The organism is Variovorax sp. GW821-FHT09B01, assembly GCF_059418345.1.
This window is the reverse complement of the sequence record NZ_JBWKPQ010000006.1, coordinates 95,636-108,504: the sequence shown is the minus strand read 5'-3', so window position 1 is coordinate 108,504 and position 12,869 is coordinate 95,636. Positions and strand designations below refer to the sequence as shown.

General features: G+C 69.8%; 13 protein-coding genes. 11 read left to right on the top strand and 2 right to left on the bottom strand.

All coding sequences use genetic code 11. From position 1 onward, the window contains the following. Window positions 1–44: 44 nt before the first annotated feature. Both AC07RV_RS19465 and gloB read right to left on the bottom strand, forming a co-directional pair. The gene (locus AC07RV_RS19465; RefSeq protein ID WP_093341336.1) at window positions 45–1,631 is read right to left on the bottom strand and encodes a transglycosylase SLT domain-containing protein; all 1,587 of its coding nucleotides are present in this window, start codon (window positions 1,629–1,631) and stop codon (window positions 45–47) included. Then, the gene (gloB, locus tag AC07RV_RS19460) at window positions 1,628–2,407 is read right to left on the bottom strand and encodes a hydroxyacylglutathione hydrolase (protein ID WP_296789187.1); all 780 of its coding nucleotides are present in this window, start codon (window positions 2,405–2,407) and stop codon (window positions 1,628–1,630) included. The genes AC07RV_RS19465 and gloB overlap by 4 nt, the downstream gene beginning before the upstream one ends. Between gloB and AC07RV_RS19455 the strand changes: the two genes are divergently transcribed. The 11 genes from AC07RV_RS19455 (at window position 2,406) to AC07RV_RS19405 (ending at window position 12,851) form a co-directional block, all read left to right on the top strand. Further along, on the top strand, window positions 2,406–3,191 hold the full coding sequence (locus AC07RV_RS19455) for a class I SAM-dependent methyltransferase (RefSeq protein WP_256222384.1): 786 nt from the start codon (window positions 2,406–2,408) through the stop codon (window positions 3,189–3,191). The two genes, gloB and AC07RV_RS19455, sit on opposite strands and share 2 nt — an antisense overlap. 43 nt (window positions 3,192–3,234) lie before the next feature. Further along, entirely contained in the window at window positions 3,235–3,684 is a 450-nt protein-coding gene (gene rnhA, locus AC07RV_RS19450) for a ribonuclease HI (protein ID WP_057594204.1), read from the top strand. A gap of 156 nt (window positions 3,685–3,840) precedes the next feature. After that, window positions 3,841–4,776, top strand: coding sequence for an AraC-like ligand-binding domain-containing protein (locus AC07RV_RS19445; RefSeq protein ID WP_296789188.1), 936 nt, complete (start codon window positions 3,841–3,843; stop codon window positions 4,774–4,776). Window positions 4,777–4,903: 127 nt separating this feature from the next. Further along, on the top strand, window positions 4,904–5,143 hold the full coding sequence (locus AC07RV_RS19440; protein WP_296789189.1) for a hypothetical protein: 240 nt from the start codon (window positions 4,904–4,906) through the stop codon (window positions 5,141–5,143). After that, window positions 5,140–6,552: an amidase gene (locus AC07RV_RS19435; protein WP_296789190.1), complete on the top strand. Its 1,413-nt coding sequence runs from the start codon at window positions 5,140–5,142 to the stop codon at window positions 6,550–6,552. Before AC07RV_RS19440 ends, AC07RV_RS19435 begins: the two co-directional genes overlap by 4 nt. A 151-nt stretch (window positions 6,553–6,703) precedes the next feature. Beyond that, a complete protein-coding gene (locus tag AC07RV_RS19430) occupies window positions 6,704–8,104 on the top strand; it encodes an amidase (protein WP_203205634.1) in 1,401 nt (466 codons plus the stop codon). A 65-nt stretch (window positions 8,105–8,169) separates the two neighbouring features. Further along, complete coding sequence (locus AC07RV_RS19425; protein WP_093341349.1) at window positions 8,170–9,393, top strand: urea ABC transporter substrate-binding protein; 1,224 nt, start codon at window positions 8,170–8,172, stop codon at window positions 9,391–9,393. Between the two features lie 38 nt (window positions 9,394–9,431). After that, window positions 9,432–10,298, top strand: coding sequence for an ABC transporter permease subunit (locus AC07RV_RS19420; RefSeq protein ID WP_296789191.1), 867 nt, complete (start codon window positions 9,432–9,434; stop codon window positions 10,296–10,298). A gap of 33 nt (window positions 10,299–10,331) precedes the next feature. After that, a complete protein-coding gene (locus tag AC07RV_RS19415) occupies window positions 10,332–11,426 on the top strand; it encodes a branched-chain amino acid ABC transporter permease (RefSeq protein WP_296789192.1) in 1,095 nt (364 codons plus the stop codon). Continuing rightward, entirely contained in the window at window positions 11,423–12,151 is a 729-nt protein-coding gene (locus AC07RV_RS19410; protein WP_296789193.1) for an ABC transporter ATP-binding protein, read from the top strand. The genes AC07RV_RS19415 and AC07RV_RS19410 overlap by 4 nt, the downstream gene beginning before the upstream one ends. After that, window positions 12,138–12,851, top strand: coding sequence for an ABC transporter ATP-binding protein (locus AC07RV_RS19405; protein WP_093341355.1), 714 nt, complete (start codon window positions 12,138–12,140; stop codon window positions 12,849–12,851). The genes AC07RV_RS19410 and AC07RV_RS19405 overlap by 14 nt, the downstream gene beginning before the upstream one ends. Window positions 12,852–12,869: the final 18 nt, after the last annotated feature.

The window sequence follows — 12,869 nt, the reverse complement described above, 5'->3', positions numbered from 1 at the left end:
CGCGAAAGGCGATGCGCCGGCCTTGCCGCCACTTCGGTGCTTCTTCAGCGCTTCTTCTTCGAGGGCGTGCCGCCGCGCTTCTCGCGCACCACCTGCTTGCTCGGCGCGCTGGCCGGCACCTTGCTCACGTTGCTGCCGCGCTTGACCTGCGCGACCGGGCGTGCGCGCGGACCGGCACCGCTGCCGACGCGCGCGGCCGGGGCGGCGCGCACCGGCAGGTAGACCACCACGCTGATGCCGCGCTTGAAGGCATGGTTGGGCTTGACGTCGTTCCACTCGGCGACGTTCGCGGGCCGCAGGTTGTAGCGCCGCGCGATGCTCGCCACGTTGTCGCTGCGCCCGGCCTTGACGGTGGTGCGGCGCGTGACGATCTCGGGCTGGAAGCTCAGGTGGCCGCTGTCGGCCACCACCGCCGCCACGTCCTCCTTGACGCGCGCGCCGCGCGGCACGATCAGCGTGGAGCCGGCCTTGATCAGCATGCGCGGCGGCACATTGTTGAGCGCGCGCAGGTCCGACTCGCTCATGCCGGCGCGCTGCGCGGCATCGGCCACGGTCATGGTGTTGGGCACGACCCAGGCGGTCCAGCTCGCGTACTGGCCCTGCGTGTAGGCGTCGAAGTTGCGCTGGAACACGGCGGCGTTGTCCCAGGGCAGCAGGATCTCGGAGGTGCCGGCGGCGATCAGCACCGGCTTGTGGGCCGCCGGGTTGAGCGCGCGGAAGTCCTCGATGCGCACGTCGGCGAGCTTGGCGGCCAGTTCCACGTCGAGGTCGCGCGTGAGCGGCACGGTCTGGAAGTAGGGGTGGTTGGCGATCACCGGCAGCTCGGCGTTGAAGGCCTGCGGGTTGGCCACGATGTTCTTCACCGCCTGCAGCTTGGGCACGTACATGCGGGTCTCGGCCGGCATCGTGAGGTCGCTGTAGGTGGTGGGCAGGCCCAGGCGCTGGTTCTTGGCGATGGCGCGGCTCACGCTGCCTTCGCCCCAGTTGTAGGCGGCCAGCGCGAGCTGCCAGTCGCCGAACATGTTGTAGAGCTTCTGCAGGTAGTCGAGCGCGGCGCGCGTGGAGGCGACCACGTCGCGGCGGTCGTCGCGGAAGATGTTCTGCTTGAGGTCGAAGTCGGTGCCGGTGGCCGGCATGAACTGCCACATGCCGGCGGCGCGCGCGCTCGACACGGCCTGCGGGTTGAACGCGCTCTCGATGTAGGGCAGCAGTGCCAGCTCGGTGGGCATGTTGCGCCGCTCGAGTTCCTCGACGATGTGGAAGATGTACTTGTTCGAGCGCTCGGTCATGCGCTGGATGTAGTCGGGCCGGCTCGCATACCACTGCTCGCGATCGCGCACCAGGTCGCTGTCGAGGTCGGGCATCTTGAAGCCGCGGCGGATGCGGTCCCACATGTCGGCCGGCGGGGCCAGCGTGACCACGCTCTGCGAGCGCGCTTCGCTGCTGGCGATCGGGGCGAGCTGGCCGCTCGGGTAGATGGGCGCGGCCCGGCTGGCGGCGGCGCCGGTGCCGCCGGCGGTGGGGGGAGAGGAGGGGGAAGGGGAGGAAGACGAGGAAGAGGGGGTGCCGGTGCCCGCGCAGCCGGCGAGCAACAGGATGCCTGCAAGGCAGGCGGCAGCGGTGAGTTTCATCGGAAGTCGTTTTTCCATTGGCGCAGCGCCGCGAACACGTCGGCTTCGCCCGCCTCGGGGGACAGCTCGGCATGCGCGCGCACCGCTCGAAGGACAGTGGCTTCGCGGCTGCGAAGAAAGGGGTTGATCCGGCGTTCGAGGGCCAGCTGCGATGGCAGCGTGGGCTCGCCCTGGGCGCGCAGGCTTTCGCAATGCGCCCGGTACTGAGTCAGGTCGGTGTTGCCGGGTTCCACCGCCTGGGCGAAGCGCAGGTTAGAAAGTGTGTATTCGTGGGCGCAGCATACGCGGGTGTCGCCGGGCAGCGCGGCGAGCGCGTCGAGCGAGGCCAGCATCTGCGCGGGCGTGCCCTCGAACAGGCGCCCGCACCCGCCCGAGAACAGAGTGTCGCCGCAGAACAGCAGCGGTGCACGGCCCTCGGTGGCCGGCAGGAAGTAGGCGATGTGGCCGGCCGTGTGGCCCGGCACGTCGATCACCTCGAAGCGCAGACCCAGCGCCTCGGCCCGGTCGCCCTGCACCAGCGGGGCATAGGGCTCGGGGATGCGCTCGTGCCTCGGACCCCACACCGCGGCGCCGGTGGCGGCGCGCAGCTCGGCCACGCCGCCCGTGTGATCGGCGTGATGGTGCGTGACTAGAATCGCGGCCAGTTGCAGCTTGCCGCTTGCCAGTGCGTCGAGCACCGGCCGGGCATCGCCCGGGTCCACCACGATCGCGTTGGACCCGTCCTGCAGCATCCAGATGTAGTTGTCGGCGAAGGCGGGCAGCGGAACGAGGGTCATGAGCGGTCAAATTATAGGTTTGCAGGAGTGGTTCGCGACCCCCCCCGGACGCTACCTTCTCGCCTGGGAACAAGCCCAGTTCGACCAGGCCGTGGCCGACGTTTTCGGCTACCACGCGCTGCAGCTCGGGGCCGCCCAGGTCGAGGGCCTGCGCGCCAACCGCATGCCGCACCGCTGGCTGGCGCTCGACGACCCGGCGCACCTCGCGCATGCGCCGCAGGCCGTGCTGCTGACCGATTTCGCGGCGCTGCCGTTCGCGGCCAACAGCCTCGACCTCGTGGTGCTGCCGCATGCGCTCGAGCTCAGCCCCGATCCGCACGCCACGCTGCGCGAGGTCGAGCGGGTGCTGGTGCCCGAGGGCCGGGTGGTGATCTGCGGGCTCAACCCGACCAGCCTCTGGGGCATGCGGCAGCGCCGCGCGCACCTGTACCGGCGCCTGGGCTTCGGCGAACTCTTCCTGCCCGAGGGCGGCGAGTTCATCGGCTACTGGCGCATGCGCGACTGGCTGCGCCTGCTGAGCTTCGAGGTCGAGTCGGGCCGCTTCGGCGTCTACCGGCCGTCCGCGCGCAGCGAGGCCTGGCTCGAGCGCAGCCGCTGGATGGACGTGGCCGGCGAGCGCTGGTGGCCGATCTTCGGCGCGGCCTACTTCCTGGTGGCGGTCAAGCGCGTGCGCGGCATGCGCCTCTTGAGCCCCGAGTGGCGCCGCGCCAGTGCCCGCGCCACGGCGCCGGTGCCGATCGCGGGCAAGGTGCACCGGCAGGGACGCCGCGCCGACGGCGAATGACGTGAATGAATATCGACAGTGAAGAAATGAAGGAACAGAGAGCTTGAACGAAGTCGTGATCTACACCGATGGTGCCTGCAAGGGCAATCCCGGCCCCGGGGGCTGGGGCGCCTGGCTCAAGTCGGGCCCCACCGAGAAGGAGCTGTTCGGCGGCGAGCTGAACACCACCAACAACCGCATGGAGCTCACGGCCGTGATCGAGGGCCTGGCCGCGCTCAAGCGGCCCTGCAAGGTCACGCTCTACCTCGACAGCCAGTACGTGCGCCAGGGCATCACCGAGTGGATCCGCGGCTGGAAGGCCAAGGGCTGGCTCACCTCGACCAAGCAGCCGGTGAAGAACGTCGAGCTCTGGCAGCGGCTGGACAAGCTGGTGCAGGAGGGCGGCCACGCCATCGAGTGGCGCTGGGTCAAGGGCCATTCGGGCGACCCGGGCAACGAGCGCGCCGACATGCTGGCCAACAAGGGCGTGGACAAGGCGCTCGGCCGCGGCTGAGCGCGCGGCTGAACACGCGGAGACTACGGGTCAGCCCTCAGAGGGAAGCGGGGCCCGCACGCTAGAGTGCGCGGGCAGGCCTCGGCAAGGGCATGGATGTTGCTTGAGGCGTTGCGATGGCCATCGCGAGATGGTTTCCAACCCTTCGCTCGCAGCATGCACATCGACTACTCCACCGACACGGTCGACGACGCCCAGCGCTTTGCGTACTGGAGCGACGTGGTTTGCCAGCACCTGATCCCGGCCAAGAGCGTGGTGCCCGACCGCCAGCATTTCAACGCGCGCTTCAGGCTGCGCTCGCTCGGCAAGCTCGCGCTGGCCGAGATGTCGTCGCCGCGCCATGTCTGGGAGCGCGATGCCCAGCACCTGCGCAGCGGCCCCAACGAGGACTTCATGCTGAGCCTGATGGTGTCGGGCCACGGCGTGCTTTCGCAGTCGGGGCGGGAAGTGGTGCAGCGCAACGGCGACATCGTGCTCTACGACGCCGCGCGGCCCTTCAGCTTCGACCTCGCGCCCGAGTCCACGCTGCTGGTTCGCATTCCGCGCCGGCAACTGCTGTGCCGCTTTCCCGAGGCCCACAACCTCACGGCGATGCACCTGGCCGAGGGCCATCCCACGGCGCGGCTGCTCGGCCACATGATCCGCGAGGCGGCGAGCCTCGAGCTCTCGGGCAGCGAGGCCATGGAGGCCAGCCTCGCGGGCTCGATGCTCGACATGCTCTCGGCCGTGCTGCAGGTGCAGAGCGACGGCGCCGAGGCCGCGCTGTCCTCGCATGCCCAGCTCTACCAGCGCACGCGCGAGTACATCGCCGCGCATCTCGACGACTGCGAGCTCGACGTGGAGCAGATCGCCGCGGCGCAGCACGTGTCGGCGCGCACGCTGGCGCGCGTGTTCGCCGAGTACGGCAGCACGCCGATCCAGCACCTGTGGAAGCAGCGGCTCGAGGCCAGCCATGCGGCGCTCAGCGAAGGCCGGGTGCGGCAGGTCACGCAGGCCGCGTTCCAGCACGGCTTCAGCGACCTCTCGCATTTCTGCCGCGTGTTCAAGAAGGCCTACGGCGTGACGCCGCAGACCCTGCTGCGCCGCCACTGAGCACGGCCGTCCGCCGCGGCTGGCGGTTCCAGCCCATCGCGATGGCAGGCGCAGCCAAGCCGCGAACCGCGTCGTTGCCTATCGTGAAGCCAGCCCCCAGACGGGCGCTTCACGCAAGGAAACGACGATGCCTTCCCCCTCATCCGCCCCCTCCGATGCCCCGCCGGCGATCGACGCCGCCGCGCTGGCGCGCTGCGCCGGCCTCGACCTGAGCCCCGAGCGGCTGGCCGCGGTCGATGCCGTGCTGCAGGCCTGGATCCCCGCCGCCAATGCGCTCAGCGCGCAGATGAGCGATCCCGCGCGGCAGGCGCTGATGCCGGTCACGGCCTTCACGCATGCGCACGAGCTGCCGGAGGAGGGCGCATGAACGACATCGCGAACCTGGGGCTGGCCGAAGCCGCGCGCCTGGTGCGCGCGCGCAAGGTCTCGCCCGTGGAACTGGTCGAGGCCTCGCTCGCGCGCATCCGCGCCCACGACGGCGTGCTCAAGTCCTTCATCACCGTGTTCGAGGAACAGGCGCTGCAGGTCGCGCGCGCGGCCGAGATGCTGTCGGCCGCGGGCCACGAGCTCGGACCTCTGCATGGCGTGCCGCTGGCGCTCAAGGACAACGTCGCGCTGCGCGGCAGCCGCACCACGGCCGGCAGCAAGCTGCTGGCCGACTGGGTGCCCGAGGCCGACGCCACTGTCGCCACACGGTTGCGCCAGGCCGGTGCGGTCTTCATCGGCAAGACCAACATGCACGAGTTCGCCTGGGGCGGCACTTCGGCCAACCCGCACTACGGCGCGGTGCGCAACCCGTGGGACACCGATCGCTTCCCGGCCGGCTCCAGCGGCGGCTCGGCCGTGGCAGTGGCCGCGCGGCTGTGCTTCGGCGCCATCGGCACCGACACCGGCGGCTCGATCCGGCTGCCCTCGGCCATCAACGGCATCGTCGGGCTGCGGCCCACCTATGGCCGGGTCAGCAACCACGGCGTGATCCCGCTGGCCTGGAGCATGGACACGGTGGGCCCGATGGCCCGCAGCGTGGAGGACTGCGCGCTGATGTTCGGCGCCATCGCGGGCTTCGATCCGAAGGACGCGGCCAGTGCGCCGCGCGCGGTGGACGACTACCTGCAGGACCTCGAGGGTGGCTGCCGCCACCTGCGCATCGGCATCGTGCCGGGCTACTTCTTCGAGCACCTGCAGGCACCGGTGCACGACGCCGTGCAGGCCGCGATCGCGGCCTTCGTCGAACTCGGCGCGCAGGTGGTCGAGGTCGACATCGGCCACATCCACGGCAACATCTCGGCCCAGCTCACCATCGAGTCGGCCGAGCCCAGCACCTACCACCAGCGCAGCCTGCGCGAGCGGCCCGGCGACTACGGCGACGACGTGCGCACCCTGCTCGAGGCCGGCGAGATGCTGCTGGCCACCCACTACCTGCAGGCGCAGCGCTACCGTGCCTTGTTGCGCGCCGAATTCCTCGAGGCCTTCCGCCGCGTCGACGTGTTCGTCTGTCCCTCGCTGCCCTTCGCGGCCACGCGCATCGGCGAAACCAGCGTGGAGATCGAGCCGGGCCGGCCCGAGGACATGCTGTCCGCGATCATGCAGTTCACCGGCGTGGCCAGCCTCACGGGGCTGCCCTCGCTCAACGTGCCCTGCGGCTTCGATCCCGACGGCCTGCCGATCGGCATGCAGCTGATCGGCCGGCCCTTCGCCGAGGCCGCGCTGCTGCGCGCGGGCCATGCATTCCAGCAGGCCACCGATTTCCACCGCCGCGCTCCCGCGCTGGCCTGAAAGCGCCAACCCACCCACCGACTGGCCGCGCCAGCACATCGCGATGGCGCTGCGAGCCAAGCCGCCAAGGCGGCGCTTCTATACCTTCGATGTCGGCGTCTTCCTACAGGCCGACCCCTTTTCCATCCCCAACGAACGGAGCCTCCACACCATGCCGAACACCGATCTGCACTACCTCGAACTGCTCGAAGTCGGCCGCCTGATCCAGTCGAAGGAACTCTCGAGCGTCGAGGTCACGCAGGCCCAGCTCGACCGCATCGGGCAGGTCGACGGCGGCCTGCGCAGCTATGTGCGCGTGATGGCCGACTCGGCGCTGGCCGAGGCCAAGCGCGCCGACGCCGAGATCGCGCGCGGCGAATCGCGCGGCCCGCTGCACGGCGTGCCGGTGGCGGTGAAGGACCTGTGCTGGACCGCGGGCGTGCCCACGGCCGCCGGCATGACGCTCTACCAGGACTTCGTGCCCGAGGTCGACGGCACCGTGGTGCGCAAGCTGCGCGAGGCCGGCGCGCCGATCCTCGGCAAGCTGCAGCTCACCGAGAGCGCCTATGCCGACCACCATCCGAGCGTGTCGCCGCCGGTCAATCCGTGGAACGCGGCGCACTGGCCGGGCGTGTCGTCCAGCGGCTCGGGCGTGGCCACCGCGGCGGGCCTGTGCTACGGCTCGCTGGGCACCGACACGGGAGGATCGATCCGCTTTCCCTCGGCCGCCAACGGCCTCACGGGCCTGAAGCCGACCTGGGGCCGGGTGAGCCGCCACGGCGCCTTCGAGCTCGCCGCCACGCTCGACCACATCGGCCCGATGACGCGCAGCGCGGCCGATGCCGGCGCGATGCTCGGCGCCATCGCGGGCGCCGACGCGAACGATCCCACCGCCAGCCTGCTGCCGGTGCCCGACTACCTGGCCGACATCGGCCGGGGCCTGGCCGGGCTGCGCGTGGGCATCGACCTGCGCTGGGCCACCGAGGGCGTGGACGCGCCGACGCGCGAGGTCTTCGATGCCGCCGTCGCCGCGGTGAAGACGCTGGGCGGCGAACTGCGCGAGGTGCGCTTTCCCGATCCGGCACAGGCGCTGGCCGACTGGTTCCCGCTGTGCGGCATCGAGGCCGCGGTGGTGCACGAGAAGACCTATCCGGCGCGCAAGGAGATGTACGGCCCGGCCGTGGCCGGCCTGATCGAGCTGGGGCTGGCGCAAAGCGGCACCGACTACCAGAAGATCGTGCTGCACCGCCACGACTTCAGCGGCCGCGTGCGCGCGATGTTCGAGGACATCGACCTGCTCTTGATCCCGGCCACCGGCATCGCCTCGCCGACCATGGAGCGCATGGCGCAGATGGGTGTCGACGCCGAGCTGATGGCCGCGATGCTGCGCTACACCTGCCCCTTCGACATGACCGGCAGCCCCACGATCACGCTGCCCGGCGGCTTCACGCCCGCGGGCATGCCGGTGGCCTTCCAGTTCGTGTCGCGCCACTTCGACGAGGCGCTGCTGGTGCGCGCCGGCGCGGCCTTCCAGCAGCTCACCGACTGGCACCGCCGCCATCCCGCGCTGTGAGCGCCGCGGGCTTCCCCTTTCTTCGTTCTCCCTCGTTCTTTTTCTCTTCCCTCGAAAGCACCACCATGACACTACGCAATGCGCTTCTCTCCCTGGGCTGCACGCTGGCGCTGGCCACCTCGGCGATGGCCGCCGATCCGCTGAAGATCGGTCTGATGGAAGACGTCTCGGGCGACCTCGCCGTGCTCGGCAAGCCCAAGCTCAACGGCTCGCTGCTGGCCGTGGAGGAGATCAACAAGGCCGGCGGCATCATGGGCCGCCAGATCGAGCTGATCCATCTCGATCCGCAGGGCGACAACGCGCGCTACCAGGAGTTCACGCGGCGCCTGCTGAGCAAGGACAAGGTCGACCTGCTGATCGGCGGCATCACCTCGGCCTCGCGCGAGGCGGTGCGCCCGATCGTCGACCGCACGCAGACGCCGTACTTCTATACCAACCAGTACGAGGGCGGCGTGTGCGACGCCAACATGATCAGCATGGGCGCGGTGCCCGAGCAGCAGTTCTCCACGCTGATCCCCTACATGGTCCAGACCTTCGGCAAGAAGGTCTACGTGGTGGCGGCCGACTACAACTTCGGCCAGATCTCCGCCGAGTGGAACCGCACCATCCTCAAGGACCTGGGCGGCACCGTGGTGGGCGAGGAGTTCATCCCGCTGGGCGTGTCGCAGTTCGCGCAGACGATCCAGAACATCCAGAAGGCCAAGCCCGACTGGCTGCTGATGCTCAACGTGGGCGCGGCGCAGGACTCCTTCTTCGAGCAGGCCGCGGCCGCCAAGCTGAACCTGCCGATGGGCTCGTCGGTGAAGGTGATGCTGGGCTTCGAGCACAAGCGCTTCGCGCCGCCCGCGCTCAACCGCATGCATGCCACGGCCAACTGGTTCGAGGAGATCGACACGCCCGCGGCCACCGAGTTCAAGAAGCGCTGGCACGCCAAGTTCCCGAACGAGCCCTACATCAACGACATGGGCTACAACGCCTACAACACGCTCTACATGTACAAGACGCTGGTCGAGAAGGCCAAGTCGACCAAGCTGGCCGACCTGCGCAAGGTGATCGCCACCGGCGACGCCTGCATCGAGGCGGCCGAGGGCAAGATCTGCATCGATCCCAAGAGCCAGCACGTGTCGCACCAGATGCGGCTGATCTCGGTCGACGACAAGCATGCGGTGAAGGTGCTCAAGGACTACGGGACCATCCAGCCCTACTGGCTCGGCCAGATCGGCTGCGACCTGACGAAGAAGAACGACCGCAAGCAGTACACGCCCTCGGACCTGCCGAAGAAGTCCTGAGCGCGTTTGCAGCAGCCAGCCACTGACCGGGAGCCGCGGTGTTCGCCGAAATCTTCTCCTTCCTCTACCAGTTCGCCGACGTGTTCGCGTTCCTCATCCTCTCGGCGGCCGGCCTGGCCGTGGTGTTCGGGATGATGGGCGTGATCAACATGGCGCACGGCGAGTTCATCATGTGCGGCGCCTACGTCACCGTGGGCCTGGTGCACGGCGGGCTGCCGCTGCCGCTCGCGCAACTGTGCGGCACGCTCGCGGCCGGCCTGATCGGCATGACCGTGGAGTGGAGCCTGGTGCGCAAGCTCTACAAGCGCCCGCTCGACTCGCTGCTCGCCACCTTCGGCCTGAGCCTGATCGTCACGCAGGGCATGCTGCTGGTGTTCGGCTCCACGCTCGCGGGCGTGGGCACGCCCGAGGGCAGCTTCAGCGTGGGCGGCTACAGCTTCTCGGTCTACCGGCTGGTGCTGTTCGCGGCCGCGGTTGCGGTGCTCGGCGGCATCTACCTGGTCTTCATGCGCACCCGCTTCGGCGTGCATGCGCGCGCCACCATGCAGAACGCCTCGATCGCGCAGGCCACCGGCGTGCGCGTGGGCCGCGTGTACGCGCTGAGCTTCGGCATCGGCGCCGGCCTCGCGGGGCTGTGCGGCGCGCTCTATGCGCCGACCATGACCCTGATCCCGACCATGGGCGCGGCCTTCCTGGTCGAGAGCTTCGTCACGGTGGTGGTGGGCGGCGCCAACGTGCTGCTGGGCACCGCGCCGGCCGGCATCCTGCTCGCGGTCATCCGCACCGGCCTCAACGGCTGGGGCGGCCAGATCGTGGGCCAGATCGGGATGCTGCTGGCGGTGATCGTGGTGATCCGCATCCTGCCCGAAGGGGTGTCGGGCTGGCTGGCCCGGCGCACCCGCTGAACGGCGTCTTCCCCTGCACGGAGTCCTTCTCGCATGTTCCAACTCATCAACGGGCCGCAGACGCTGGGCGCCAGCCGCGTCTTCTGGCTTCCCTTCCTTGCCGTGCTGGTCCTGGTGCTCGCGTACCCGGCTGTCGCCGATTCGTACGACGTCGGCAACATGGCCTACCTGCTGACCTGGACCTTCATGGCCATGGGCCTGTGCCTGGTCTGGGGCTACGGCGGCATGCTGTCCTTCGGCCAGACCTTCTTCTTCGGCGTGGCCGGCTACGGCTACGGCGTGCTGGCGACCAACCTGGGCGGCGAGTCGGGCACCACCTTCCTCGCGCTGGCACTGGCCCTCGGCCTGGCCGCGCTGGCGGCGGCGGTGCTCGGCTACTTCATGATCTGGGGCCGCGTGGGCGGCGTGTTCTTCGGCATCGTCACGCTGTCGGCCACGCTGGTGCTGGCCTTCTTCCTCGGCCAGACGGCCGGGCCCGAATGGCACATCGGCAACGCGCGGCTCAACGGCTTCAACGGCATGAAGGACATGGCGCCGCTGAACATCCCGTGGTTCGGCGGCGAGCCGTTGTTCTTCGAGGGCGTGGCGCTGTACTACCTGGTGGTGGCGCTGATCCTCGTGGTCTACCTGGGCTTGCGCATCCTGCTGAACTCGCGCTTCGGCAACGTGGTGGTGGCGGTGCGCGAGGATCCGCAGCGCGCCGAGCTGCTCGGCTACGACGTGCGCAAGTACCAGCTCGCCACCTTCGTCATCGGCTCCGCGCTGGCGGGCCTCAGCGGCGTGCTCTACACCTCCTGGGGCCAGTTCATCACGCCCGCGAGCATCGGCCTGCCGGCCGCCGCGATGCCGATCGTCTGGGTCGCGTTCTCGGGCCGCGGCGACATCACGGCCACGCTGGTCGGTTCCTTCCTCGTGCTCTGGGCCTTCCAGGCGCTGACGGTCTACAGCCAGCAGGCGGCGCTGCTGCTGATGGGCGCGATGCTGCTGTGCACCGTGATGGTGGCGCCGCAGGGCTTCGTGATCGGCGTGGCGAACGCGGTGCGGCGGCTGTTCGCGCGGCGCGGCGCAACCAAGGCCGCGGCGCCGTCGAAGCTGCCTGAAGCCACGACCGCGGAGGTGCGCGCATGAGCGATGTCTTGTTGCAGACCCACGGCCTGTCGAAGCGCTTCGGCGGCCACTCGGCGGTGTCGGAGGTCGACCTCTCGGTGCGCCGCGGCGAGATCCATTGCCTGATCGGGCCCAACGGCGCGGGCAAGAGCACGCTGTTCAAGCTGATCGTCGGCACCCACGAAGCGAGCGAGGGCCGCATCGAGTTCCAGGGCCGCGAGGTGACGGACGAGCGGCCCTACCAGCGCGTGCAGCAGGGCATGAGCATCAAGATGCAGGCGCCCAGCGTGTTCCGCGAACTGCCGGTGCGGCAGAACATCCACATCGCGCTGCAGCACCACGCGCGGCTGGCCGAGCTGCGGCGCGAGGAGGACCGGCTGCTCGAGCTGCTGGACCTCGCGGCCGATGCCGACAAGCCCGCGGGCGAGCTGGCCCACGGCCAGCAGCAGTGGCTGGAGATCGGCATGGCGCTGGCGCTCAAGCCGGTGCTGCTGCTGATGGACGAGCCCACGGCCGGGCTGTCGCCCGAGGAGACCTTCAAGACCGGCGAGCTGATCCAGAAGCTCAATGCCGAGGGCATGACGGTGCTGGTGGTCGAGCACGACATGGCCTTCATCCGCCAGATCGCGCAGCGCGTGACCGTGCTGCATTTCGGCAAGGTGTTCGCCGAGGGCTCGATCGCCGAGGTGATCGCCGATCCGCGCGTGGCCGAGATCTACCTGGGGAAGACGCATGAACACCACTGAGACCGTGCTCGAGATCCGCGGCCTGCAGGCCGGCTATGGCGCCACGCCGATCCTCCAGGGCGTCGACCTGACAGTGGGCAAGGGCGAGATCGTGGCGCTGATCGGGCGCAACGGCGTGGGCAAGACCACCACCATGCGCTGCCTCATGGGCCTGCTGCGCACGCGCGGCGGCGGCATCCGCTTCCTGGGGCGCGACATCGAGACCCTGACCAGCGATGCACGCGCGCGGCTGGGCATCGGTTACGTGCCGCAGGGGCGCGAGGTGTTCCCGCGCATGACGGTGGCCGAGAACCTGATGGTGGGCGAGCTGATCGGCGGCCCGCGCGGCCGCAAGCAGCCCGAGCTGGTCTACCAGTACTTCCCGCGCCTGGCCGAGCGGCGCGACCAGCTCGCGGGCACCATGTCGGGCGGCGAGCAGCAGCAGCTCGCCATCGGCCGCGCGCTGGTGGGCAACCCGGCGCTGATGCTGCTCGACGAACCCTCGGAAGGCATCCAGCCTTCGATCGTGCAGCTGATCTGCGATGTGCTGCGCGCCATCCGGCGCGACCTCGGCACCACCATCCTCTTCGTCGAGCAGAACCTCGACACCATCCTCGACGTGGGCGAGCGCGCCTATGTGATGGAGAAGGGCCGCATCGTCGGGCGCATCGAGCCCGGCGCCATGAACGCGCAGGCGGTGCGCGAGCACCTCTCGCTGTGAAGCAACCAAGAAGGAGAC